This window comes from Pseudomonas solani (assembly GCF_026072635.1).
In the GTDB taxonomy this organism is placed as follows: Bacteria; Pseudomonadota; Gammaproteobacteria; order Pseudomonadales; family Pseudomonadaceae; genus Metapseudomonas; species Metapseudomonas solani.
Genome location: NZ_AP023081.1, coordinates 2892778 through 2917853 on the forward strand (window position 1 = coordinate 2892778; position 25076 = coordinate 2917853).

The following is a 25076-nucleotide window of genomic DNA, read 5'->3' on the forward strand; positions in this document are numbered from 1 at the left end:
TCGGCTATTCGGCTCACCGGATTGAATGGGTGGCGCGCGCTTCTTACCTGGGCTTTGGGTAATGCCCCGCTCTATTTGGCCCGAGCTAGCTACGTATTCATGTCAATGGCTGGGTTACAAAAGGACTTCACATGAGGAAATTGACGGCCATAAAAACGCTTAATTGGTGCATAGCTGAAGCAGTCATAGGCATGGCGTGTGTTGCGCGCGAGGCTATGAAGCGACGCTTCGTTTTGCAAGATATTTGGCACAGCAGAGATGAGTAGGAGCGCCGGTGTGTCGTTCGCCTTGTTATAGGTGTGGTGAGTGTTTGGGGGCGAAAGGAAGTGTCCGCTGTCCCAGGACTGCGGACGCCTGCAGCCAGAAGAGAACGGGCACGTCAAGGCGCTTCACGCCGCCGACCATAGGTTGTCATTCAGGGCTTCCAGTACCTGATCCAGGTTGCCGCCCAGGTTGCGATCCAGCGCCTTGAGGCCGCCATCGTTACGGAATGCATCGTTGACCTGCTGCGGGTCGATGACCACTTCATGCACCAGTTGCTTGGCCAGGCGATCCAGCCATTTGCGCTGTACGGGCGTCCAGGGCTGCAGTGCGTAGATTTTCTGCATAGCCATGGTCACGCGTTGGTCAAAGGGCAACAGGGCTTCGCCGATGGCGGCTTGGCGGATATAGCCAATGATGCTGGCGGCGATTTCCTGGTTGGTCTGATTGCGCCAGGCGCTTTTCAGGCTGGCTTCGCTGAAGCCGTGCTGGTCGAGTAGTAGGCGGACTTCGCGCAATTGCTCGCGGGTCAGATCCTTGGGGCGGTTGACCACAACGCCAAGGGCCGCTGACTGGTTGAGTTGGCTGCGAATAAAGTCGTTGAAGCTTTCCAAGTAGTCAGCTGGTTTCTGGTTGTATCCGTAGTTCTGCTCGCGTACCAGCAGTTCGTCGCTGTGGGTGGAGATAACCGGGTAGTTCTCCGAACCGAGCAGGGCACTGACGGAGGCGAGCTGGTTGAGCAGTTGGCTGTGTTGGCGGACAAAGTTGGCGGCTTGCTGCGGTCCAAGGTCGTGCAGGTGTTTATGTAACTGGGCCGGTTCAACGCCCCACACTTCTTTCAGCTCATCGAGCTTTTTCTTGAGCGTGGGTTTGTCCTGGGCCTTGTGCTGAGCCTTGCGCAGGATACGCATGACACGTTGGCTCAGTTGGTTGAGCACGTCATGGGCGTGGCTGCTGTCGTCGTGGCTACCGGGTGCGTCATGGCTGACTCCGCTGGTGAGTTCGCTGACCAGTTGTTCCAGGCTGATGTTGGGGTTCTTCACCAGGGGCTTCATGGTGTCGACCGCTTCCAGGCTGGCGTAGAGATCGACGGGGTCGTAGATGCGGAATACGGTTTTGCCAATGTCGTCGCAGCGGCGGGTGGCGCGGCCTTTCATCTGCTCGTAGAGGATGCGAGAGCGCACTCGGCGCATAAACACCAGGTTGCAGATTTTCGGTACGTCGATACCTGTGGTGAGCAGGTCGACGGTGATGGCGATATTGGGGGTGGGCTCGTTCTTGTAGCGGCGAATCAGTTGCTCAACCTTGTCACTCTGACCGGTGATGATGCGCACGGCAGCTTCGTTGTATTGCTCGCTGTAGGCCTGTTTGAATGCATCGTCGAGCAGGTTTTTGACCCGTTCGGCGTGGGCCTGATTGACACAGAAGATCATGGTCTTCTCTTCGCCAAAGGGGTCCAGCTCCTTGGCCAGCTCATCGCAGATGACTTTGTCGAAGGCCGGGGTGATCACGCGGCGGTTGAACGATTCGATGTTGAAGGTGAGCTCATCTTCCAGCTCAGCTACGTCGACTTCGCCGGTTTGGGTGTTGATGACGCTGACCGACTCGCCTTTCTCGAAGCGGATGCCGTGCTTGCTGAGCTGGGTTTCGTAGCGGATCGGCGGTTCGTGATCCACCAGCCAGTCGTCCGCTACGGCCTCGCGGTAGCTATAGGTGAATACCGGTTTGCCGAAGATTTCGCTGGTGTGCTTGGCCGGGGTGGCTGTCAGACCGATGCGGCAGGCATCGAAGTGGTCGAGAACGCGGCGGTATTGCGAGAGGTACTGACTGTGATCGCGCACGGCCAACTCGCCCTCGGTCATCTCCTGATCAAGGGTGTAACCCCGGTGGGCTTCGTCCACGATGACGCAGTCGAATTCGCCCACGGGCGGCGGGTTGTCCGAGCGGAAAATGCGGCTGACCATAGCCTGCACGGTGGCCACTTGAATGCGGGTTTCCGCTTCGGCAGCCATGTCACCCAGCTCTTTTATGTCGTAGATCTGTGCCAGGGTGTGGTTTTGCTCAAGCGTTGTGTCGTTGAACGAGTCGATGGCCTGCTGGCCGAGGGCGCTGCGATCAACCAGAAAGAGGATGCGCTTGAAGCGCTCGGCTTTCAGGAATCGGTACATCAGGCCAATGATGGTGCGGGTTTTACCGGTGCCGGTGGCCATGGCCAGCAGGCAGTCACGCTGATTGTTGGCCAGGGCCTGCTCTACGGCCTGGATGGCTTTCTCTTGGTAGTCGCGCAGCTTGAGGTAGGAGAAGCCTTCGGTCTTGAGCTTGGCTTCGGCCTCTGCCTGGCTGCGTTTGAGCAGATCAAGCAGATCATTCGGGGTGTGGAAGTCTGGCAGTGGCCGGCGAGTGTTGGCTGGGCTGCGTAGATCACGGAACCAAGTACCTGACTGTTCGGCAAGCTGTTTGATGTAGGGCCTGCCGTTGCAGGCGAAGGCAAAGGGCACGCGGAAGTGGCCACCCTGGCCGTCGCTCCAGGGCTGCGCTTGACCGGCCTGTAGCCAGGGCAACTGATGCTCGGCGGCGAGGTTGAACTCGCGGGCATAGCGCTCGGCCTGGGGGATGCGGTCGGCGATGTTGATGCGCTTGCGCTTGGCCTCAACGATGGCGATTGGCGTGAGACCAGCGAATAGTACGTAGTCGGCGCAAGCCTTGGCGCTGCTGGTGGGCCATTCGGCGATGGCTTTGTTCTTACCCTTCTCGGGGCGTGCGCCCTTGCTGTAAGTGAGGTCGAGAGAGTCGGCTTCCCAGCCGGCGTCGATCAACTGCTGGTCGATCAATATGCGGGTGAGGTCTTCATTCAGATCAAAGCTGCTGGTCGCGTGCATGGTGCAGTGCATGACCTGCTGCGCAGCTTGCGGCTGAGTCAACAGCTGTATCTGCAGGGCTTTGATGCGTTGCTCGTGTTCACTGCGTAGCTCGCGCAGGGCGGCTTCATGTTCAGCCGCCAGTTGCTTATGGCCGCGCGATTCGGCGTCCATTTGTTCGGCGAGTACGGCGTATTCCTCGGCTTCACGCTTATGCAGCTCTGCCAGCTGTTGGTTGCTTTCCAACTGCTGTGTGGATTCGTCCAATTGCGCCTTGAGTTGTTCGATCTGGCTCTGAAGGTCGCGTAGCGGAGCGCTGGGGTCGCTCGGGGTGACGAAGGGGCCGGGTTTGAAGGTGCGGGCGTTCTTGCTGAAGGACTGGTGATACCAGATGGCCAGAGCGCGGGCTACCTTTAGCCCATCCATGGCCTCGCGGTGCCGGGTACGGAATTCGTGGGTGGCCTTGTTGCCTTCGACGCGCAGAGTACGGAAAAGGCTGCAGATGTTCTGATCCAGCTGGATTTCGCGGCTGAGTTTGTAGAGTAGATCGGCCTGCGTGGTGTTGGCGTCGAACTCGATACCGGCGCGGCTAGCCAGATCTTGGGCCAATGCTTCTCCCAACTGGCGCAGCTTGATCAGTGTGGTGTTGGGATCGGCGGCGAATACTTGTTCAGCGGTGCTGGCTAGTTGCAGGAATAGCGGGTCGTGTTCCTGAAGAAAAGCGAAGTTACTACTGGCTTCCATGGTCGATCCTTTGAACCCATTCACCTAGCTGCGCCAAATTGGGATCCATTGCGCAGAATTTCAGGAAGCTTACTCAAGGCGGAGGGGCAAGGGGAGCAAAAATTTAGCGGCTAAATTTTGGACTTTCGCTTTTCCCCCTTTCTGTTGCCGGGGCTTCGTGAAGGCCTGCCGGTTGCTTTAGATTTTACTGTTCGATGAAGAGTGTCAGTTGCTTGGCCGGCCGGTTTTGCGTTCTAAGGCCTCCTAAGTAATGGCTGCCGTTTTGGCGATGGTGGCTATATTCCAGCTTCAAAGGAAGGTACCGCTGTACTGGGACTGCACTGAATTTTTCTATCGGACTGTTAAATGTGCATTCGTCGTGCGTCTCAGGTGCCAATGACGACGCCAAGGCCGCGCAATGCGCGGCTTTTTGTTGAGTGGCGTAGCGTGGGGACTGTTGCTCATCGGTCCTGGATGTTGTCCATCCCTAATAGATAGCCTCCATGCCAACGGGAAGCCGCATGCCGCCCGCTTCGACCTGCAGCAGGTTGGCGTCCGCCCGCTCCTCCGGCACCGCGCGTTTTTCAGCGGGGACCATGAGCGACCAGGCCACGTCGTAGCGGGGGCCCGGGTTGGCGGAGGTGTCGGGGCCGGGGATGGGGGCCACCGGCTCGATGGTGCCGACGGCGCCGCTCGCCTGGGCGATCTGGTAGCCGTAGACCGGTTTGCCGCCGTTCTCGGCGCTGGTGATGCCCAGGCCGCTGGAGGTCACCGTCTTGCCGGTGCCGACGCCGGGGGTGTCGTAGTGGCCGGTGGTCGGTGTGTGGAGCGCCACGGTGTCGCCGTCGATGGTGCCGGACACGGCGTAGTTGCCGGCAGCCAGGGTGGCGGCGGTGGTGCCGTCGTAGGGCTTGGTGACGTTGCCGACGAGCTGGGCGGTGAGGGTGGGTGCCAGGCTGTAGAGGAAGCCGTTGCCGGCGCCCGCGACGGTGCTGCTGCCGTAGCTGGCGTTGTATTGCTTGAAGTCGTAGGCCAGGCCGCCACGGGTATCGCCCGCCGGGTTCGCCGACCAGACCAGCCAGCGCCCGTTGGGCGTGGCCAGGGCGTTGGCGCCTGCGTTGTTGTTGAAGGCCTGGCCGGCCAGTTCGATGGCGGTGCCGGTGGCCTGGGAGGTGATGCCGGCGTTGAGGGTCAGGCGGTTGCCGGCCACCAGCTTGAGGGCGCCGTCCACGGCGATGGCGCTGTTGACGGTGATGTCGTTGCTGGCCTGGAGGGTCAGGGTGCTGCCGGCGACGGCGGCCTTGGCGATGGCGCCCGGGCTCACCATCTGGTCGCCGGCGCTGTTGTTCAGGGTGTCGGCCAGGTCGGCGCCGCGCTGCACCAGCCACAGGCTGCCGGCGCCGCTCTGGCCGTCGACGGTGGCCTGTGGCGAGCGCACCAGGAAGTCGTTGCCGGCCAGCAGCTGGATGCCGCCGGAGCTGATCTGGTCGCCGGCCTGCAGGCCGACCAGGGCGTTGCGGGCGGAAGCGTAGCCCACCAGGCCGGTGCTGCCGCTGCCGATCGCGACGGCGCCCAGGTCGGGCGTGGAGCCGGTGCCCCAGTTGAAGTAGGGCACCAGGTAGTCGTGGTTGGGCAGTACGTAGACCCCGAGCGGGTCAGGCGATGGGTGGCGGAGCCATAGAAGGTGTTGCTGGCGTCGGTCAGGCCGGTCAGGGGCGCATCGCTGTCGATGAAGGTGATGGAGCCGGCGCCGGCGCTGCCGTCCGGATTCTTGGCGGAGTAGCCGTAGATCACGAAATGGCCGTTGCCCAGGTCGAGCACGCCGCCTTCGGCGCCCAGCGAGGCCAGGCGGTAGCCGCCGACCAGGGCGTTGCTCGGGGAGATGCTGCCGACGAAGCTGCCGTCGTTGCTGCCCACCGCGACGTAGCCCTGGCGGTTGCCCCAGAAGGGGCTGTTGAGGACGAACTTGCCGTTGCTCAGGAGCGTGATGCCGGGGTCCAGGGTGCCGACCATTGCATTGCTGCTGTCGAAGGTGCCGGTGCTGGCGGCGCCGCCGGTGCGCCACGCCACGTTCCCCGACCCGTCGTGCCACCGGGCGTTGCGGATCAGGTAGTTGCCGCCTGCCAGGGGGATGATGCCGCCGTTGCCCACTTCGTCGTCATCGAGGTCGCCCACCATGGAGTTGGCGGCCGATACGGCGCCGACGGTACTGCCGTTGCCGTTGGCCCAGGTGACCGCGCCGACCCGGCTGAGGCCGTTGAGGACGTCGTTCCAGTGCTGGCTGGTGACCACGTAGTGGCCATTGGTGAGGGCGGTGGCGGAGAGGCCCACATGGTCGTAGGCCGTGGTGCCCACCAGGGAGTTGCCGGCGTTGATGAGGCCGACCGTGCCGCCGCTGCCGTTGCCCCAGGTGGAGGCGCCCACTTCGGGGTTGATGCCGTCGCTCCAGTAGGGGCTGCTGACCACGTAGTGGCCGTTGCCGAGGGCGGTGGACGCCTGGCCGACCCGGTCGTATGCCAGGCTGCCCACCAGGGAGTTGGCGGCGCTGATGGCGCCTGCGGTGCCGCCGTTGCCGTTGCCCCAGGTGGCGGCGCCCACCTCGGGGTTGAGGCCGTCGCTCCAGTAGGGGCTGTTCACCACGTAGTGGCCGTTGGCGAGGACGGTGACCCCGTGGCTGCCGACCCGGTCGTTGGCGGTGCTGCCGACCAGGGAGTTGCCGGCGCCGATGACACCGGCGGTGGGGCCGGTGCCGCTCATCCAGCTGGCGGCGCCGGCGCTGCCGTTCCAGTAGCCGCTGGTGACCACCACGTTGCCGTTGCCCAGTTCCGTGTAGCTGGGTTTGTCGCCGTAGGGGTGGTTGGAGACGTAGCCGACCCGGTCTGCCGCGGAGCTGCCGATCAGGGAGTTGCTCGCGTCCACCACGCCGGTGGTGGCGGTGGAGCCGCTCATCCAGGTGACGGCGCCGGTGTCGATCTGCGGGGTGAGGTGCCAGTGCTTGCTGAAGACCAGGACGTTGCCGTTGCCGAGGCTGACGATGCCGCTGTTGAGGTTGCTGTCGGTGCCGAGGAAGTCGTTGGTGCTGCTGCCGACCATGGAGTTGCTGGCGCCGATCACGCCGGCCGTGGGGCCGGTGCCGCTCAGCCAGCTGACGGCGCCGGCATCGACGGCGGCGCCGTTGTCCCAGACGCTGCTCCAGGTGATCGCGTTGCCCTGGTTCAGGGCCAGGACGTTGGTGCCGATGTAGTCGTCGGCGCTGCTGCCGACCAGCGAGTTGGCGGCGCTGACGACGCCCGTCAGGGCCAGGTTGGCGTAGCCGTAGGTGACGGCGCCGGCGTTGGTCGCGCTGCCGTTGTTCCAGAACCTGGAGCCGATGATGTAGTTGCCGTTGGTGAGCGTGGTGAGGGAATGGCCCACGCGGTCGTTGGTGCTGCTGCCGGTGAGGGAGTTGGCGCTGGTGACGAACCCGGAAAGGCCGGTGGTGCCGTTGAACCAGGTCACCGCGCCGACGTTGGCCAGGGCGCCGTTGTCCCAGTCGGGGCTGCCCACCGCCACATTGCTGCCGGCCAGCGCGGCGACGCCACCGGAGCCGATGTTGTCGCCGGCGCTGTTGCCGTAGAGGGCGGAGATCAGCCCCCCGGTCTTGCCGTTGTAGAGGAAGGCCGCGCCGGTGCCGAGGTTGCCGAAGTAGGCGCCGGGTGTGCTGACGACGATGTTGCCGTTGGCCAGCTGGGTGATGTTGCCGCCGCCGTGCTGGACCCCGGCCTGGGGGGCGGGGTCGGCGAGGTCGAGGTAGAGCTGGTCGCCGACCGTGTCGGTGATGACCAGGTTGGTGGGGTCGAACAGCACCTCGCCGCCCTGCCCGGCATTGACCTGCCCGCCGTAGTTGAGGGTGCCCTTGCTCGACACCTCGATGAAGCCCCGCTCGCTCGTGACGGCCTGGCCACGGAAGTCGGTGCGCGCGTCGGACCAGACGACGATATCGCCGTCGGCGCCCTTGGCGCTCAGTTGGGTGTAGGGGTTGACGGCGGTGGTGTGGGCGTTGGCCACGTCCGGGTTGGCGCCGTGGGCGTCGCCGCCGATGCGGATGGAGCCGCCCTTGGCCGTGCCGTCGGCCTTCACGCTGGCGGCGGCCAGGTTCACCGTCTGCCCGGTGACGGTGATGTCGCCGCCGCGCTGGCCATTGGCGCTCACGCTGCCGGAGATGAACGACGAGTCGCCGCCGTTGATGCGGATGGAGCCGCCCTGGGTCGAGCCGTTGGCGGTGATCCGGCCCTGGGTGGTCTGCAGGGCGCCGTGGGCGGCGTCCACCGTCACCGTGCCGCCATCGCCGTCGGCATGGATGGCGCCGGCCTGGATGATGCCCTGGCCGGCCAGGCTGATGCGGCCACCGGTTGTGCCGCTGGCGTCCAGGGTGCCGGTATTGACCAGCCTGTCGCCTTCCAGGCGGATGACGCCATCGTGCTGGCTCACCGAGCCGGCCTCGACGATGCCTTCGTTGTTCACGACGGCGTTCAGCAGGCCCTCGGTCGCCTTGGCGGTGAGGATCACCTGGCCGCCGTCGGCCTGGATCAGCTGCTTGTTCTGGGCCAGGGCCTGGAGGGTGCCCTTGTCCACTTCCAGGCTGACCAGCTGGTCGCCGGCGAAGTCCAGGGTGACCTTGTCCCCGGCTGCCAGGGCGACGCTGCCGAGCCTGGCCTGGATCGTGCCCTCGTTGCTGACCTGGGCGCCGAGCAGGGCCACGTAGCCGCCGTTGGCGGTGAGGCTGCCCTGGTTGGTGACGCGGCCGCCCTTGCCTTCGAAGGCGAAGTTGCCGGCGGCAAGGTTCTGGTCCGACAGGTCCAGAGTCGAGGCCACCAGGCCGCCGACGTTCACCTGCGCGCCCGGGGCGAAGAGGATGCCGTTGGGGTTGATCAGGAACACCTGGCCGTTGGCCTGCAGGGTGCCGTAGAGGCTGGAGGGGTCGCTGCCCACCACGCGGTTGAGGGCGATGGCGCTGCTGTTGGGCTGGACGAAGCTGACCTTCTCGCCCTGGGCGATGTTGAAGCTGTTCCAGTTGATCGCGAGGTTCTGCGACGACTGGGTGACCGTCATGCTGCCTTCGGCGCTGGCGATGCTGCCTTGCCCCAGGCTGACCTGGCCGTCGGTGGGCAGGGCGAGGGCGTGGCCGCTGGCGCCGGCGAGGAGGACGGCGAGCAGGGTCTGGGCGCGGGCGCGCTTGCCCTGGCCGGTGGCGTTCTCGGGGCCGGCACGTAGGTGCCGTGGGCGGCGTTCCAGAGCAGTCGGTAGACGTGGTTCATGCTGTCGGCCTTGAAAGTCGTATTCAGAAGTACTTGGTGGTCTGCAGCCAGAGACGCGGGCTGCGGTCGTCATCGGAGGTCGGTTGGCTGCCCGTGCGCCAGGCGGCGAAGGCCTGCAGGTTGATGGCGGCGGGCAGTGCCAGGCTGACGCCGACGCCGGCCCCGGAGAGCGTGCGGCGGTTATCGCGGGTGCCGGCCACGGGGCGATGGCTGATGCGCCCGCCGCTGGCGTCGTAGAAGCCGAAGAGCTGCCAGGTGGGGGCGGGGGCGTAGCGCAGTTCCAGGTTGGCCAGCCAGGCGTCGTCGGCGGCGGCCTCGCCCTGGGGGTAGGCGCGCACGGCATAGGCGCCGCCCAGGCTGAGCTTTTCCGAGGAGTCGAGGTTCTTGGCGGCGCGCTGGCCCGAGGCGCGCAGCTGGAGGCTGAAGCGGTCGGTGAGCCGTTGCAGGCGGGTGAGCTGGAAGGCGAGCTTGGCGTAGTGGCCCCGGGTGTCCAGCCCGGCGTCGTCGAGGGCGTCGCTGGCGGCGTCCAGTTCGAGGTTGCCGGCCACGAGGCTTGCGCTGTACTGCATGGCGCCGCCGCCGAGCAGGCTGTCCTGGTGGCTGCCGCTCAGGCCCAGGCTCCAGACGTCCAGGGTCTTGTCGAGGGTGGTGTCGGTGGCGTCGACCTGATCCTCGAGCCGTTTGTGTTCGTAGCTCAGTTGGCCGTCGAGCCGGGCCTGGCGGCTGCGCAGCAGGGGCTGCAGGGCGTAGACCGAGCCGATGCTGGCCTTGCCGTGGGCGTCCAGCGATTCGAAGTCTTCGCCCAGTTCGTAGCGCATCTCCGACCACGCCACGCCGACCTGGGTGGCCTGGGGGCCTACGGGCAACTGGTAGGCGAGGCGGCCGTAGTTCATCCCGGCGCCGGAGGTCAGGCCGCGCAGGCTGAGGGTGTCGCCGAGGCCGGTGGGGCTGTTGATGGCGAGGTTGCCGCCGAGCCGTTCGCTGCCGGTGTAGCGGTTGTCGAAGTTGTCCGCCTCCAGGCTGCCGGCCACCCGGGGGCCGGCCCCGAGGGAGACGTCCAGGTCGGTGAGGCCGACGGAGGCGCCCGGCTTGAGGGTGGAGTGCACCTCGGCACCGGGCAGCTCGTTGAGCAGCAGCAGGGACCGTTCCAGGGAGGCGGCCTGCACCGCGTCGCCCGGGTGCAGGTCGTCGAGCTGGCGCTGTGCGGTGGCGTCGTTGAGCAGGGAGCGGTTGTCGAGCTGGACCTTGCCCAGGCGGCCTTCGAGAACGGCGATGGTGAGCAGCCCGTCCTTAATGTCCTGGGCGGGCAGGTAGGCGCGGGCCAGCAGGTAGCCCTGTTCGCGGTAGTGGGCGGTGATGCGCTCGGCCAGGCCCTGCAGTTGGGCCAGGCTCAGTTCGCGGTCGGTGCTGTCGGCGAGCAGCGCCAGCAGGTGCGCCTCGCTGAACTCGCGGGCGCCGGTGATCCGGAACGCCTTGATCTGGAGCTTGACGTCGCTGGGCAGCGACAGGGCCGGGCGGGCCGGCGCCGCCTCGGGCAGCACGCCGTCGGTGGCCGGCGGCAGGGTGAGCGGGGCCTTGATGTTTTCCAGGATCTGCCCGGCATCGGGAGCCTGGGCGGCCAGGGTCGCCTGCGCAAGTGACAGGGCGAATGCGACTGCTCCGCTGCACGCCGTGTGTTTCATGGATCCGTTGCCTCGCCTGTGATGTCGCTTTGCCAGGGAGGCATGTTCCCATGGCCGCCGAGGGGGCACTTTGCCGGCAGCGGGGGAGACTTTGCCGGCAGACAATTTTTCCGTTCACGGCGTGGGAAGGCGGGTGCGTTCTGGGCTCTAATACCCGCTCCAGCCGCCCCATAGACCCCATCGGCATGCGCATTTCCAGCAACCCGAAGATCCTGCTCATCGACGACTCGGTGGCCGACCTGCGCGTGCTGACGGAGTTTCTGTCGGCCCGGGGCCTGGACATCGTGGTGGCGTTCGACGGCAAGGACGGCTATCGCAAGGCCCAGTTGCTGCGCCCCGACCTGATCCTGCTGGACGTGCACATGCCCGGCAGCGACGGCTTCGCCACCTGCCGGTTGCTCAAGGCCAACCCGGATACCAGCGCCATCCCGGTGATTTTCCTCACGGCGGCCAACCAGCCGCAGGAGCGCCTGACGGGCCTGACGCTGGGGGCCGTGGACTACATCGCCAAGCCGCTGATCGACGAGGCGGAGGTGGTGGCGCGGGTGCAGATCCACCTGGAGCTGGCCCGCCGCCTGCGCGCGGCGGCGCCGGCCGCCCCGTCGGCGGAGGTGGATACCCGGCCGGAAGCGGTGCTGGTGAAGGTCGCTACCGAGCACCTGCGCCGGGACCTGCGCCAGCCGCCCTCGCCGGAGGTGCTGGCGCGTCTGTGCGGCACCAACGAGACCCGCCTCAACGAGGCCTTCCACAAGATCGTCGGCATGCCCATCTATGCCTGGCTGCGCGAAGAGCGCCTGACCCAGGCCCAGGGCTTGCTGGGCCGCACCGAGACGCCCATCGCCGATATCGGCGACCACCTGGGCTATACCAATGCCGCCAGTTTCTCCAAGGCCGTGCGGGAGCGCTTCGGTTGCTCGCCGCGCGAGTTGCGCAGCCGCCTGCGGGATGAGTCCGACCAGCGTGCACCGCTGCAGCAAGGCGCCGCTGACGATGCCTGTTGAAGCCCGCCTGAGGTGCGCCTGGCAGGCGCTCTGCCTGTGCGGCCTGCTGCTGATGGCCGGTGGCGCCTGGGCCGGGGGGCTGGACGTGCACGAGGAGGCGGCTTCCCAGTTGCTGGAGCGCTTCGAGCTGCGCATCGACGATGACGGCCGCCTGGATATCGCCACGGTTGCCGCCGCGCCCGAACGCTTCGTCGAGGTCGCCGCCCAGGCGCTGCCCCAGGGCTTCGATCCCCGGCCACGCTGGTTGCGCTTCAGCCTGCGCAACCCGGGCCCGGCCCCCATCGAGCGCTGGCTGGAGGTCGGCCATACCCGGCTGGAGTCGGTGCAGCTCTTCACCCAGGCCGGCGATGGGCAGTGGCAGGTGCAGGCCAGCGGCCTGGCGGTGCCCATGGCGTTGCGCCCGCTGCCGGGGCCGACGGCGCTGTTCCCCATTGCCTTGCAGCCGGGGGAGACCCGCGTGCTCTATCTGCGCGTGCAGTCGCGCTCCGCCCAGTACCTGGGGATGCGCGTGTGGGAGCCGATGGCTTATCGCGACCGGCAGTCGCGCTTCGAGAACCTGCGTTCGATGGGCCAGGGCGGCATCATTCTGGCGGGGTTGCTGTCCCTGCTGATCTTCATCCAGCTGCGGAACATGCCCTATCTCTACTTCGGGCTGGAGATGCTGTTGATCAGCGCGTTCGAGGCGATCATCGGCGGGCTGGCGCAGCAATACGCCTGGCCGGGCATCTGGCCGTTCCCGATCGTGCTGGTGCCGCTGCTGGGGCGGCGATCATGATCATGCACTGCCAGTTCGTGCGCACCTTCCTCGATCTCCGGCGGCTGGGGCGCGGCTGGGACCGCTTGCTGCTGGGCGTCATCGGGGTGGTGGTCGTGGCGGCGCTGGGGGCCAGCCTGCACCACTACATCTTCTGGCTGCAGGTGCTGTCCCTCACCTCGCTGGTGGCGCTCGCGGTGGGGATCATCACCTCCTACCTGGCCTGGCGCGGCGGCAATGCGTCGGCGGGCCTGACGCTGATCTCGTTCGGGGCCTTCGGGGCCTCGGTGGTGATCCGGCAGGCGGGCCTGTACCTGGGGCTGGACCCTACCGGGCCGCTGCTGGCGAGCGCCTGGCCGCTGGCGGTGCTGGTGATGGCGCCGCTGATTCTCATCGCCATCACCACGCGCACCCAGCAGTTGTCCGCCGCCCTGTCGGTGGAGCGCGAAGCCAACCGTGCCAAGACCACCTTCCTGGCCCACATGAGCCATGAGTTGCGCACGCCGCTCAATACCATCATCGGTTTCGCCCAGTTGCTGCAGCGCGGCTCGCGTCGCCTCGGGCCGGAGGAGGGCGCGCGGGCCATCGAAGGCAGCGGGCGCCATTTGCTGCACCTGATCGACGAGCTGCTGGATGCGGCGCGGGCGGAGATCGGCCAGTTGGAGGTGGCGGCCACACCGCTGGCGTTCCGACCCTGGCTGGCGGAGATGGTGGAGGTCGCCAGGTTGCAGGCGGAAGCGGCGGGCAACGGTTTCTCCCTGGAGGAGCACGGGGTGGTGCCCGAGTACGTTTCCATCGACAGCCGGCGCCTGCGCCAGGTGCTCGACAACCTGTTCAGCAACGCGAACCGGCACACCCGGGACGGGCGCATCGCCCTGCGTTACCGGGGGGAGAAGCTGGACGGGCTGGTTCGGCTGTTCTTCGAGGTGGAGGACAGCGGCGGCGGTATCGCGGCGGGCGACCTGGCGAGGATCTTCGAGCCTTTCGTGCGGGGGGCGAACCAGCCTGCTGAGGGTTCGCGGGCGGGGGTCGGCCTGGGGCTGGCCATCGCCCGGCAACTGGTGCGCTGCATGGGCGGCGAGCTGAGCGTGGCCAGCATTCCTGGCCAGGGCAGTGCGTTCCGCTTCCATGTGGTGGGCGAGTTGCTGACGGAGTTGCCGGCGGAGCCCGCTGCCGTGGACGTCGACGGTCCCCGGCCTCTGGGCGACCGGGTGGTGATGCTGGTGGAGGACGACCCGGACCTGCGCCTGCTGCTGGCCGAGCAGCTGGAGCGGCACCGGTTGCGGGTGGTCATCGCCGTCGATGGCCGCGATGCAGCCCGCCAGTGGCGCGACGACATCGCCCTGGTGATCACCGATCAGTTCATGGACGGCGGTGACGGCTGGTCGGTCCTGCAGATGGTGGCCGAGCGTTCCCCGGCCACGCCGGTGGTGCTGCTTTCCGCAGCGGCGCCGCTGGCGCCGGAGGGCTTCGCGTCGCACCTGAGCTTCGCGGCCTGCCTGAGAAAGCCGATCAGCGAAACCGAGCTGGCGGCGCTGTTGGTCAGGTTCCTGGGGTTGCAGGACCTGGCCTCGCCGGGCACCGAGCCGCCGGCATCCGATGTGGCGGCACGCCCGGATGCGGCGCGTTTGGCGAACCTGGCGAACCTGGTGGAAACCGGGCAGGTGACGCTTATCGAGAAGTGGGCCCATGACCTGGCGGCCGAGCAGCCGCTGTGCATCGGTTTTGCCGATGCCGTTCTCCAGGCCGCATTGACCCTGGATTTCCCTCGGCTGGCCGAGCTGGTGGGGGCGGGCGAGGACTGAGCGAGCGGGTGCCTGTGCCGCCGCTGGACCCGGGGCCAAGCTAGTGGCCTATAGGCGCCTCAAGCGCCCGGTATCGACTGGATTACCAGTGCTGCGAGCTTTCAGCATGCTGGTGCAGGATCCTCACTACCTGGACCTCGTCACCCACAACGCGATACGCGGCGTAGAAAGGGATGAAGCGGAAAATCAGGTCTCGCATATCAGGAGCCCGTGAGGGGCGGCCGGAGCCAGGGAACAGGAGCAGTTGCTCAAGTGCCGATATGACACTGGCCACTATCTCCTCTGCTGAGGCTGCGCCTATCCGGGGCTCATAGAATTCGTAGATCTTCGTAAGGTCGCTGTCAGCTAGCTCAGTCAGAACGATTTTTGCCACGGTTCACCCACTTGGCCTTGATGGTTTCGAGATCAGTAAGGTTGCCCGCGTCTGCTTGCTGGATGCCTTCCTTGATCGCTGCCAGATGCCATGACTCTTCATCCAGATACCGCATTAGTGCGCGTTTCACGTGGTACTGGCGATCACGATCTGTAGCCTCAGAAAGCTCATCCAATCGAGTGATCAGGTCATCTTCGACCCGAAACGACAGAACAGGCGATGCCATGGTAGCCTCCAGTCAGTGACGTATACAACGTATACGTATTCGTATATGTCGGCACTGTAATTAAGCTTGCATATGTTTACAACCATTGTTTTAGCGTTAGACCCGCGTTAGATCCAGGAAAATGGAGGGAAATGGGTGCTAACTTGCGTTTACCTATTGGTAAATTTGGCTCTGGGCCGTTCGTCGGCTCGATTGACAGTGGGATGCAAGCTGCCTCAAAGCGGTCTTCTGGACGTCCGTATCGGCAGGCTCGATAGCGTCAGTGCAATCGCGGACGGAGCGTGCTGAGAACGCATCGGTGAAGGGGCGGGGCTCTCCCCACTGCAACCCAATTCATCTTGAACACGACTACATCGTCCACATTCAGAAAATTGGTTCGTTTGATAGCGACTGGTCAGAGGGGATGTCCATCCGCCTGGATAAGGCAGCAGGGTCAATCCATCTTGAACTTCAGGTGTTTGGCACTCAGGTCGAGCACATCCTGGAGGTCCTCGGTCTGAAGTGATGTGGACGTTGTGGGTCTATGAAGGGGCGACTTCGCTTACGCCAGAAAGACAAAAGCCGCGCAATGCGCGGCTTTTTCATGGGGTTTTGGTGGTGGGCCCACACGGACTTGAACCGTGGACCAAAGGATTATGAGTCCTCTGCTCTAACCAACTGAGCTATAGGCCCCCAGAAGGCCGGCGGATTATACCGGCGCCTTTTCCTGAGCGCCAACAGGTTGACAGGGATCGAGGAATTGCCGGGCGAAAACGTCGGCGGGGAGGGGGCGGCTGACGACGTAGCCCTGGATCTGTTCGCAGCCTTCGGCGGTGAGGAAGGCTTCCTGGGCGTGGGTTTCGACGCCTTCGGCGATGACGGTGAGCTGCATGCTGCGGCCGAGGGCGATGATGGCGCGGGCGATGGCGGCGTCTTCGAGGTCGTCTGGCAGGCCGCGGACGAAGGATTTGTCGATCTTGATGATGTCCAGCGGCAGGCGCTTGAGGTAGCTGAGGGAGGAGTAGCCGGTGCCGAAGTCGTCGATGGCCAGTTGCACGCCGAGCGCCTTGAGGGCGTGGAGCACGGCGAGGGCTTCTTCGGCCTGGCTCATGATGAAGCCTTCGGTGATTTCCAGTTGCAGGTGGCAGGGGACGACGCCTGTGTCCTGCAGCAGGCGGTCGATGCGCTCGACCAGTTGCGGCTGGCGCAGTTGGGCGCCGGCGAGGTTGACGGAGAGCGGGCCGAAGGGGGCGTGGCGGTCCTGCCATTCGCGCATCTGCCGGCAGGCTTCGGCGAGGACCCAGTCGCCCAGGGGGAGGATGAGGCCGTTCTCTTCGGCGAGGGGGATGAAGCGCTCGGGGGAGATTTCGCCGAACAGGGGGTGGTGCCAGCGGATCAGGGCTTCGGCGCCGATCAGGCGGCGGTTCTGCAGGCACAGCTTGGGTTGGTAGTAGAGGCTGAGTTCGCCACGTTCGAGGGCACGGCGCAGTTCGTTCTCCAGGGCCATGCGTTCGTTGGCCTGGAAGGTGAGGTCGCGGGTGTAGAACTCGATGCGGTTGCGGCCCTTGGATTTGGCGCGGTACATGGCGGCGTCGGCGTTCTTGACGACGGTGGCGACATCGCTGCCGTGTTCGGGGTAGAGGCTGATGCCGATGCTGGCGCTGGTGAAGAACTCGTGTTCGTCGGCCTCGAAAGGGGCGCTGAAGCAGGCGAGCACTTTGCTGGCGATGTGCTCGGCGTCAGCGGCGGTGTGCAGGCCGGGCAGCAGGATGATGAATTCGTCGCCGCCGAGGCGGGCGACGGTGTCGATGTCGCGAAGCTGGTCCTTGAGGCGGGTGGCGATGCTTTTGAGCAGGAGGTCGCCGACCGGGTGGCCGAGGCTGTCGTTGATGTGCTTGAAGCGGTCGAGGTCGATGAAGAGTACGGCGCCTCGCTGGGCGTCGGTGGTGGCGTCGAGCAGGGCGGCCTGCAGGCGACTTTCGAAGAGGATGCGGTTGGGCAGCCCGGTGAGGGGGTCGTGGTGGGCCTGGTAGTCGAGGCGGGCCTGGGCGTGCTTGAGGGTGGAGATGTCGGCGAAGACGCCGACGAAGTGGGTGATCTGCTCGCCGCGGTTGCGCACGGCGCTGATGGTCAGCCATTCGGGATAGGGTTCGCCGTTCTTGCGGCGGTTCCAGATTTCGCCCTGCCAGTGGCCGTCGGCGGCGAGCTGGTGCCACATGGCGGCGTAGAAGGCGCTGTCGTGCTGGCCGGAGGCGAGCAGGCGCGGTGATTGGCCGAGGGCTTCGGCTTCGCTGTAGCCGGTGATTTCGGTGAAGGCGCGGTTGACGGCGGTGATGCGCTGTTCGGTGTCGGTGATCATCACGCCTTCGGCGGTGCTTTCGAAGACGGTGGCAGCCTGCAGGAGCTTTTCCTGCATCTGCTGGCGCTCGGTGATGTCGCGGGCGATGGTGAGGACGCAGGCTTCGCCGTTGATGGGGATGGGTTGGGCGGTGAGTTCGCAGAGGCGGATGCTGCCGCCCTTGGTGCGTATCGGGGCGGTGAAGCTGCGCAGGCTGCCCTGGTCGCGGATGGCGTGGACCATATGCTGGCGGTCTTCGGGGTTGGCCCAGATGCCGAGTTCGAGGGTGGAGCGGTCGGCGGCTTCGCCGGCGACGTAGCCGGTGATGCGGGTGAAGCCTTCGTTGGCTTCGATGAGCCTGCCGTCGACCAGGCGGGTGATGAGCAGGCCGTCGGGGGATGCGTGGAAGGCGCGGGCGAATTTCTCTTCGGAGATCTTCAGTTGCTGCTGGGTTTCCTTGACCAGGGTGATGTCGCGCACGACGACGATGAGGGCGGGGATGCCGTCGAGGTCGATGGGTTGCGCGGAGATGAGGCCGGTGAAGCTTTCGCCGTTCTGCCGGCGGAAGGTCATTTCCAGGTTGTGCAGGCTTTCGTTCTGCAGGCGCTGGAGGAGGCCGGGCCCCATGTCGGGGGTGCCCCAGATGCCCAGTTCGGTGGCGGTACGGCCGATGGCCTGGGCGGCGTCGATGCCGGTCTGTTGCTCGAAGGTGCGGTTGACGTCGAGCAGGCGGCCGTCCTGGCGGCGGGCGAGGGCGATGACGTCGGGGCAGTTGTGGAACACGGAGGCGAACTTCTGTTGGGAGAGGCGCAGGGCGTGTTCGGTGTCCTTGGCTTCGGTGATGTCGATCATCAGGCCGCGGATGATCTGGCTGTCGCCCTGGGGGTCGAGGGTGACGATGTCGCGGATCCACAGGACGCGGCCGTCGGCAGCGAGCATGCGGTAGTCGAAGCTGTGGTCGCGCCCGGCGGCGACTTCTTCGTTGCAGACATATTCAGCGTGCTGGGCGTCTTCGGGATGGAGGGTGCGCTGCCAGAAACCGGGCTCGAGCCAGTCTGCCAGGGGTAGCCGAGCAGGCGCTCGGCGTGGGGCGAGACGTAGGTGAAGCGGTGTTCGTCGAGGCGCATTTCCCAGGCGATGGCGTTGAGGCTTTCGACCAGGCCACGGTAGTGCTGTTCGCTGGTGCGCAGTTCGTCTTCGAGCAGGGCGCGGCGTGACATTTCGCCGCTGAGGCGGCGGTTGATGCGCAGGACGAAGACCAGGGCGAGGCCGATCAGTAGCAGGGCGGGGAGCCCGTAGGCGATGAGGGTGGTCCAGACCGGGCGCCGGTCGATGACGCCGCCGACCCAGCGGTCCTGGATGGCTTCGATCTGGGCAGCGCTGATGTCGGCGAAGACCTTGTCGAGGATGCCGACCAGGGGGGTGTCGCTACGCGGCGTGGCCATGGCGAGCTGGTAGCGGTAGGGCGTCTCGCCGCTGATGTAGAGGCCTTCGAGCCGGAGTTGGCGCAGGCTCCAGACGCTGGAGGCGAGGTCGCCGACGAAGGCGTCGGCCTGCCCGGTAGCGAGGGCCTGGAGGCCGGCGGCGACGTTGGGCAAGGGCAGGAGGTTGAGGTCGGGATTGCCGCTGCGCAGCAGTTCGTGAGGGGCGTAGTCCTCGACCACGGCGATCTTGAGGCCGTAGAGCTCGCCGAGCGATTTGGGCTGTGGGCCGCCGTCGCGGGCGAGGATGACGATGGGGAAGTCGAGGTAGGGGCGGGTGAAACTGAGGTATTGCTGGCGTTCGGGGGTGGACATGACGCCGGGCAGCAGGTCGAGCTGGCCATTGCGGGCCTGCTCCAGCACTTCACCCCAGTTGCGTGGTTCCACCGGCTCGAGGCGGACGCCCAGGCGTTCCTGGATCAGCTTGACGTAGTCGGCGGCGAGGCCCTGGTGGCGGCCCTGGCTGTCGCGGAATTCGAAGGGGGGCCAGGAGGCGTCGATGCCCATGCGCAGGACGGGGTGGTCCTGCAGCCATGCCTGTTCTTCCTGGGTGAAGGTGAGCGCTCCGGACGGGGCTGCCCAGAACGCCAGACACAGCAGGAGAATGGCAGGCAGACGCGCCATGACGGTCCCGTTCCACGAAGTGATAGGCGGAAGTGTAGACGCGGCAGCTGGCGCTTTGGTAGCAGAAAGAAAAACCCCCGGACTGGCCGGGGGTTGTTCGATCACTCGTCGAGGAAGGAGCGCAGATGCTCGCTTCGCGACGGGTGGCGCAACTTGCGCAGCGCCTTGGCTTCGATCTGGCGGATCCGCTCGCGGGTCACATCGAACTGCTTGCCGACTTCCTCGAGGGTGTGGTCGGTGTTCATGTCGATGCCGAAGCGCATGCGCAGGACCTTGGCTTCACGGGCGGTGAGGCCGGCCAGTACTTCGCGGGTGGCTTCCTTGAGGCTTTCGACCGTGGCCACGTCGATCGGGGACTGCATGGTGCTGTCCTCGATGAAGTCGCCCAGGTGGGAATCCTCGTCGTCGCCGATCGGGGTTTCCATGGAGATCGGTTCTTTGGCGATCTTCAGTACCTTGCGGATCTTGTCCTCGGGCATTTCCATGCGCTCGCCAAGCTCTTCCGGGGTGGGCTCGCGGCCCATTTCCTGGAGCATCTGGCGGGAGATGCGGTTGAGCTTGTTGATGGTCTCGATCATGTGCACCGGAATACGGATGGTGCGGGCCTGGTCGGCGATCGAGCGAGTGATCGCCTGACGGATCCACCAGGTGGCATAGGTCGAGAACTTGTAGCCGCGCCGGTATTCGAACTTGTCCACCGCCTTCATCAGGCCGATGTTGCCTTCCTGGATCAGGTCGAGGAACTGCAGGCCGCGGTTGGTGTACTTCTTGGCGATGGAGATCACGAGGCGCAGGTTGGCCTCGACCATTTCCTTCTTCGCCCGGCGAGCTTTCGCTTCACCGATGGACATGCGGCGGTTGACGTCCTTGATCTCGGAAATCTTGAGGTCGACTTCCTTCTCGAGGTCGATCAGCTTCTGCTGATTGCGCTTGACGTCGTCGACCAGCTTGCTCAGAGCTTCGGCGTACTTGGCCTTGCCTTTGGTCAGGCCTTCGACCCAGGTCAGGTCGACTTCGTTGCCGGGGAACAGGCGCAGGAAGTCGGCACGCGGCATGCGGGCATCACGCACGCAGAGCTGCATGATGGCGCGCTCCTGGGCGCGGACACGGTCAAGGGCGTCACGAACGCGGTCTACCAGGGCATCGAACTGTTTGGGTACCAGTTTGATGGGCATGAACAGCTCGGCGAGGCCTTGCAGTTCATCGATGGCCTGTTTGCTGGAACGACCATGCTTCTTCAGCGCCTTGCGGGCCTTTTCCAGCTGGTCGGAGACGGCTGTGAAGCGGCGCAGGGCCTCTTCCGGGTCGGGACCGCCGTCGCCTTCTTCCTCGGCGTCGTCGCTCTCACCTTCCTCTTCTTCGTCTTCGTCCTTTTCCTTCGCGGCGCTTTCTTCCTTCGGGACGACAGGCTCGACTTCCTCGGCCGGCACGCTGCCGTCGTCGGGGTCGATGTAGCCAGCGAGGACGTCGGAGAGACGGCCACCTTCGGTAGTGACGCGATGGTACTCGGAGAGAATGCTGTCGACGGTACCGGGGAAGTGGGCGATCGCGCTCATTACTTCGCGAATGCCTTCCTCGATGCGCTTGGCGATCTCGATCTCGCCTTCGCGAGTCAGCAGTTCCACCGTGCCCATTTCACGCATGTACATGCGCACCGGGTCGGTGGTTCGGCCAATGTCGGTCTCGACGGCTGCGAGTGCGGCGGCGGCTTCTTCGGCTGCAGCCTCGTCGGTGTCGGCTTCGGCCAACAACAGGGCGTCCGCATCCGGAGCACTCTCGAATACGTTGATCCCCATGTCATTGATCATGCGGATGATGTCTTCCACCTGTTCCGGATCGGAAATATCCTCCGGCAGATGGTCATTGACCTCCGCGTAAGTCAGGTAACCCTGCTCACGACCACGGGCGATCAACTCTTTGAGGCGAGACTGCTGTTGCGCTTTTCCGGACATAACACCCTATCCACTTAAGGTCTTGGCGGGCTAAAAACAAGCCGAGGATTATACCTGACCAGAGGCCTCAAGCGCCAGTTGGGCTGGTGGAGGCTGGAGATGGACTGCGGCTGAGGAGGTCGCGCAGCTGGTCTTTCTCCTCTGCGCTGAGTTCGCTCTGCCTTGCTTTGCGTAGCAGTTGTTCGAGGCTGCGCTCGCGTTGGCGGGCCGACAACCTAGTTATAGTGTCGAAAAACTGTTGTTCAAGGTTGTCGCTCGAAATCAACCATTCCTTCTCCGCCAGTGCCTGCAGCAGCCGGCCCTGTTCGGTGCCGTGCCAGCGGGCGATGAGCTGCAGCGAGCGCAGCTTGGGGTTCTTCTGCAGGGCTTCGAGGAGCGACACCATCAAGCGGGCGTACGTGTCGTCTTCTGCGGCGAAATGGCTGGCATTTTCCACCTTCTGCGCAAGGTTCGGATGGTGAAGCAGCGTCCTTAGGGCCGTCAGGGTTGGCGACTCGACCTTGATCTCGGTACGTGGCGGGCGCCTGAATTCGCCTTGGCCGCCTTTCTTGTCCCAGGGCTTTCCGCCCTTTTTCCAGTCGCCTTTCTTGCGCTCGGGCTTCTGCCATTCGCCCTGTTGTTGCCGGGCGGGTGGCTCGAAGTAGTGCTCCTGGCCGGCATCGCCATAGTTCTCGTAGCTGGCAGGGGCGCCGTAGTGGTAGTCGTCGGGGTAGTGCGACGCTTCGCCGCTGTGCGGCGGTGCGTCGTGGCTTAGCTGGCCGATGGCCTCACCGTTCAGGCCGGTGATTTCCGACAGGCGCTGACGCATCAGCGTACGCAGGTTGGCGCCGGGCACTTTGTCGATCAGTGGCGCGGCCAGGGTAACCAGGTGCGCCTTGCCTTCCAGGGAGCTGGGATCGGCTTCGTCCCTCAGTTGCTGGAAGAAGTAATCGGCCAGGGGCTGCGCGTGCTGGGTGATGCGGGCGCGGAAGGCATCGGTACCCTCGGCGCGTACCAGGCTGTCCGGGTCTTCGCCTTCGGGGAGGAACAGGAAGCGTGCGCGCCGGCCGTCCTCCAGGGACGGTAGCGTGGCTTCCAGTGCGCGCCAGGCGGCCTTGCGTCCAGCCTGGTCGCCGTCGAAGCAGAACAGGATGCTGGGCACCAGGCGGAACAGGCGCTTGATGTGCTCCTCGCTGGTGGCGGTGCCGAGGGTGGCGACGGCGTTGCGCAGGCCTTGCTGGGCCAGGGCGATAACGTCCATGTAGCCTTCGACGACCATCACCTCGTCGAGGTTGCGGTTGTTCTTGCGGGCTTCGTAGAGACCGTAGAGTTCCTGGCCCTTGTGGAAGACCGGTGTTTCCGGCGAGTTCAGGTACTTGGGTTTGTCATCGCCCAGTACGCGACCGCCAAAGGCGATGACCCGGCCCCGGCTGTCGCGGATGGGGAACATCACGCGGTCACGGAAGCGGTCGTAGCGCTTGCCGCTATCGGCGTTCTCGATCAGCAGGCCGGCATCGATCATGGCCTTCTGCTGCAAGGCGTCGCTGGCCAGGTGCTTGAACAGGTTGTCCCACCCCGGTGGGGCGAAGCCGAGGCCGAAGTCGCGGGCTATTTCACCGGACAGGCCGCGTCCTTTCAGGTAGTCGACGGCGGCCTTACGTGTCGGGTGGCTCTTCAGGGCTTGGCGGTAGTAATCCGAGGCAGCTGTGAGCAGGGCGTAGAGCGGCGAGTCGGTGGCTTGGCGTGGGCGATTGTTGCGCCCGCTTTCTTCGCGCGGTACGTCCATGCCGGCACGTTTGGCCAGCTCCTCGACAGCCTCGGGGAAGTCGAGGTTGTCGTGGTCCATGATGAAGCCGAGGGCGTTGCCGCCGGCGCCACAGCCGAAGCAGTAGTAGAACTGCTTGTCGGGGCTGACGCTGAAAGAGGGCGTCTTTTCGTTATGGAATGGGCAGCGGGCGCTGTAGTTTTTGCCGGCCTTCTTCAGCTGGATGCGCGAACTCACCACCTCGACTATGTCGGTGCGGTTCAGCAGATCGTCGATGAAGCCTTGGGGGATCAGGCCGGCCATAGGGTGCTCAGGACGCTGGGAGGGTCAAAGCATAGGCCCCCATCGCCGGTTGGCGATAGCGGCATTACCGGTGCTGCAAATGCAAAAAAACTCCGGCGTTCGCCATGGCGAAGCGGAGTGTCGCATGCGGTGCCTGAATGCACTCGCCCGGCCGGAGCCGGGCGATGCTGAAAGCGTGCGGCGAAGCCTGTTAACTCAGTACAGGCGCTCGCGGCGGCGCTGCTCGCGCTGCACTTTCTTGGCGTGACGCTTCACTGCAGCAGCAGCTTTACGCTTGCGCTCTGCGGTGGGCTTCTCGTAGAACTCGCGGCTGCGGACTTCAGCCAGTACACCGGCTTTTTCGCAGGAGCGCTTGAAGCGACGCAGGGCTACGTCGAAGGGTTCGTTCTCTTTAACTTTGACGGCTGGCATCCAGGTCGTACCTTCACTAATTACCGTGGGTGAACGCGCTCCTGGCTAAGACTGCGGGAGAACGTCGGTTTTCAAGGGTTGCGGATGTTAACGCCTTGCGCCCTGGAATGCAAAGCCTTCAGTCGAAAACCGCTGGCCGGGGCGGAGGGCGGCGATTATGATGCGCGCCTTCTTTATTAGCTAGGCCTGGAAGGCAGGTTCCCAATGCTAGTGCTGGGTCTGGAAACCTCTTGCGACGAGACCGGTGTCGCTCTCTACGACAGCGAGCGCGGCCTGTTGGCCGATGCGCTGTTCAGTCAGATCGACCTCCATCGCGTGTACGGCGGCGTGGTGCCCGAGCTGGCGTCCCGCGATCACGTCAAGCGCATGCTGCCGCTGTTGCGCGAAGTGCTTGATGGCGCCGGTTGCAAGCCGGCCGATATCGATGGCATCGCCTACACCTCCGGCCCCGGCCTGGTCGGCGCGCTGCTGGTGGGTGCCTCCTGCGCCCAGGCCCTGGCGTTCGCCTGGGGCGTGCCTGCGCTGGGTGTGCACCATATGGAAGGCCATCTGCTGGCGCCGATGCTGGAAGAGCAGCCGCCGGAGTTTCCGTTCGTCGCCTTGCTGGTTTCCGGTGGCCATACCCAACTGGTTCGCGTCGATGGTATCGGCCGTTACGCTTTGCTCGGTGAGTCGGTGGACGACGCTGCGGGCGAAGCCTTCGACAAGACAGCCAAGCTCATCGGCCTGGGCTATCCGGGTGGCCCCGAGATCGCCCGCCTGGCCGAAAGCGGTGTGCCGGGACGCTTCACCTTCCCGCGCCCGATGACTGATCGGCCTGGCCTGGATTTCAGCTTCAGCGGCCTCAAGACCTTCGCCCTCAACACCTGGCAGCAGTGCCGCAATGCTGGGGACGACGGTGAGCAACCCCGTTGCGACATCGCTCTGGCGTTCCAGCAGGCGGTGGTCGAGACTCTCGTCATCAAGTGCCGCCGGGCCCTGAAGCAGACCGGCTTGAAGCGACTGGTGATCGCCGGTGGGGTGAGTGCCAACCAGGCGCTGCGCCAATCACTGGAGGCGATGCTGGGCGAATTCCACGGCAACGTCTTTTATGCGCGCCCGCGGTTTTGCACCGACAACGGCGCGATGATCGCCTATGCCGGTTGCCAGCGCCTGAAGGCCGGGCAGCAGGAAGGTCTGGCCATTGCCGTGCAGGCGCGCTGGCCGATGGAAAGCCTGCCGTCGATCTAGCGTCGCATGGCGTCTTGTAGCTTCAGGCTTGTAG

13 protein-coding genes, 1 tRNA gene and 2 pseudogenes are annotated in these 25076 nt (G+C 65.1%); 4 read left to right on the plus strand and 12 right to left on the minus strand.

Going from position 1 to position 25076, the window contains the following annotated elements:
• Nucleotides 1-389: 389 nt before the first annotated feature.
• The 5 genes and pseudogenes from hsdR to PSm6_RS13065 all read right to left on the minus strand — a co-directional run bounded on the left by hsdR (nucleotide 390) and on the right by PSm6_RS13065 (nucleotide 10821).
• Nucleotides 390-3863 carry a type I restriction-modification system endonuclease gene (gene hsdR, locus PSm6_RS13050; protein ID WP_265170364.1) on the minus strand — a complete coding sequence of 1158 codons (3474 nt, stop codon included), beginning with the start codon at nucleotides 3861-3863 and terminating at the stop codon, nucleotides 390-392.
• 466 nt (nucleotides 3864-4329) lie between these two features.
• Nucleotides 4330-5457 (minus strand): YDG domain-containing protein, encoded by a 1128-nt coding sequence (locus PSm6_RS13055; RefSeq protein ID WP_371877101.1) that lies wholly within the window; start codon nucleotides 5455-5457, stop codon nucleotides 4330-4332.
• A gap of 251 nt (nucleotides 5458-5708) precedes the next feature.
• A pseudogene (locus PSm6_RS13060) lies at nucleotides 5709-8993 on the minus strand (two-partner secretion domain-containing protein); the annotation flags it as partial.
• Nucleotides 8930-9139 carry an ESPR-type extended signal peptide-containing protein gene (locus tag PSm6_RS30490; protein WP_371877130.1) on the minus strand — a complete coding sequence of 70 codons (210 nt, stop codon included), beginning with the start codon at nucleotides 9137-9139 and terminating at the stop codon, nucleotides 8930-8932. The gene PSm6_RS30490 and the pseudogene PSm6_RS13060, both read right to left, overlap by 64 nt.
• A gap of 23 nt (nucleotides 9140-9162) precedes the next feature.
• Complete coding sequence (locus PSm6_RS13065) at nucleotides 9163-10821, minus strand: ShlB/FhaC/HecB family hemolysin secretion/activation protein (RefSeq protein ID WP_265170366.1); 1659 nt, start codon at nucleotides 10819-10821, stop codon at nucleotides 9163-9165.
• Between the two features lie 185 nt (nucleotides 10822-11006).
• Between PSm6_RS13065 and PSm6_RS13070 the strand changes: the two genes are divergently transcribed.
• The 3 genes from PSm6_RS13070 to PSm6_RS13080 are packed head-to-tail and all read left to right on the plus strand — an operon-like array spanning nucleotide 11007 to nucleotide 14381.
• The gene (locus PSm6_RS13070; RefSeq protein ID WP_265170367.1) at nucleotides 11007-11822 is read left to right on the plus strand and encodes a response regulator transcription factor; all 816 of its coding nucleotides are present in this window, start codon (nucleotides 11007-11009) and stop codon (nucleotides 11820-11822) included.
• Nucleotides 11812-12597, plus strand: a complete 786-nt coding sequence (locus PSm6_RS13075; RefSeq protein WP_265170368.1) for a 7TM-DISM domain-containing protein — start codon at nucleotides 11812-11814, stop codon at nucleotides 12595-12597. Before PSm6_RS13070 ends, PSm6_RS13075 begins: the two co-directional genes overlap by 11 nt.
• Complete coding sequence (locus PSm6_RS13080) at nucleotides 12594-14381, plus strand: hybrid sensor histidine kinase/response regulator (protein ID WP_265170369.1); 1788 nt, start codon at nucleotides 12594-12596, stop codon at nucleotides 14379-14381. Before PSm6_RS13075 ends, PSm6_RS13080 begins: the two co-directional genes overlap by 4 nt.
• An 82-nt stretch (nucleotides 14382-14463) precedes the next feature.
• On the opposite strand, the gene PSm6_RS13085 is transcribed toward PSm6_RS13080, so the two are convergent.
• From PSm6_RS13085 to rpsU, 7 genes and pseudogenes are all read right to left on the minus strand, one after another.
• Entirely contained in the window at nucleotides 14464-14754 is a 291-nt protein-coding gene (locus PSm6_RS13085; protein WP_021221576.1) for a type II toxin-antitoxin system RelE/ParE family toxin, read from the minus strand.
• A complete protein-coding gene (locus PSm6_RS13090) occupies nucleotides 14732-14980 on the minus strand; it encodes a CopG family ribbon-helix-helix protein (protein ID WP_265170370.1) in 249 nt (82 codons plus the stop codon). Before PSm6_RS13090 ends, PSm6_RS13085 begins: the two co-directional genes overlap by 23 nt.
• A gap of 595 nt (nucleotides 14981-15575) precedes the next feature.
• A tRNA-Ile gene (locus tag PSm6_RS13095) sits at nucleotides 15576-15652 on the minus strand.
• A 16-nt stretch (nucleotides 15653-15668) separates the two neighbouring features.
• Nucleotides 15669-19402, minus strand: a pseudogene (locus PSm6_RS13100) (EAL domain-containing protein).
• Nucleotides 19403-19503: 101 nt separating this feature from the next.
• On the minus strand, nucleotides 19504-21354 hold the full coding sequence (gene rpoD / locus PSm6_RS13105; protein ID WP_031288519.1) for an RNA polymerase sigma factor RpoD: 1851 nt from the start codon (nucleotides 21352-21354) through the stop codon (nucleotides 19504-19506).
• Between the two features lie 67 nt (nucleotides 21355-21421).
• Nucleotides 21422-23401 (minus strand): DNA primase, encoded by a 1980-nt coding sequence (gene dnaG, locus PSm6_RS13110; RefSeq protein ID WP_265170371.1) that lies wholly within the window; start codon nucleotides 23399-23401, stop codon nucleotides 21422-21424.
• A gap of 195 nt (nucleotides 23402-23596) precedes the next feature.
• The gene (rpsU, locus tag PSm6_RS13115) at nucleotides 23597-23812 is read right to left on the minus strand and encodes a 30S ribosomal protein S21 (protein ID WP_003085057.1); all 216 of its coding nucleotides are present in this window, start codon (nucleotides 23810-23812) and stop codon (nucleotides 23597-23599) included.
• A gap of 204 nt (nucleotides 23813-24016) precedes the next feature.
• Here rpsU and tsaD point away from each other — a divergent pair, with 204 nt between their 5' ends.
• The gene (gene tsaD / locus PSm6_RS13120; protein ID WP_265170372.1) at nucleotides 24017-25042 is read left to right on the plus strand and encodes a tRNA (adenosine(37)-N6)-threonylcarbamoyltransferase complex transferase subunit TsaD; all 1026 of its coding nucleotides are present in this window, start codon (nucleotides 24017-24019) and stop codon (nucleotides 25040-25042) included.
• Nucleotides 25043-25076 lie beyond the last annotated feature (34 nt).

Excerpts from the sequence above, each read along its gene's own strand:
- hsdR (WP_265170364.1), bottom strand. The coding sequence starts at position 3,863 with ATGGAAGCCAGTAGTAACTTCGCTTTTCTTCAGGAACACGACCCGCTA.
- PSm6_RS30490 (WP_371877130.1), bottom strand. The coding sequence starts at position 9,139 with ATGAACCACGTCTACCGACTGCTCTGGAACGCCGCCCACGGCACCTAC.
- PSm6_RS13065 (WP_265170366.1), bottom strand. The coding sequence starts at position 10,821 with ATGAAACACACGGCGTGCAGCGGAGCAGTCGCATTCGCCCTGTCACTT.
- PSm6_RS13070 (WP_265170367.1), top strand. The coding sequence starts at position 11,007 with ATGCGCATTTCCAGCAACCCGAAGATCCTGCTCATCGACGACTCGGTG.
- PSm6_RS13075 (WP_265170368.1), top strand. The coding sequence starts at position 11,812 with ATGCCTGTTGAAGCCCGCCTGAGGTGCGCCTGGCAGGCGCTCTGCCTG.
- PSm6_RS13080 (WP_265170369.1), top strand. The coding sequence starts at position 12,594 with ATGATCATGCACTGCCAGTTCGTGCGCACCTTCCTCGATCTCCGGCGG.
- PSm6_RS13090 (WP_265170370.1), bottom strand. The coding sequence starts at position 14,980 with ATGGCATCGCCTGTTCTGTCGTTTCGGGTCGAAGATGACCTGATCACT.
- rpoD (WP_031288519.1), bottom strand. The coding sequence starts at position 21,354 with ATGTCCGGAAAAGCGCAACAGCAGTCTCGCCTCAAAGAGTTGATCGCC.
- dnaG (WP_265170371.1), bottom strand. The coding sequence starts at position 23,401 with ATGGCCGGCCTGATCCCCCAAGGCTTCATCGACGATCTGCTGAACCGC.
- rpsU (WP_003085057.1), bottom strand. The coding sequence starts at position 23,812 with ATGCCAGCCGTCAAAGTTAAAGAGAACGAACCCTTCGACGTAGCCCTG.
- tsaD (WP_265170372.1), top strand. The coding sequence starts at position 24,017 with ATGCTAGTGCTGGGTCTGGAAACCTCTTGCGACGAGACCGGTGTCGCT.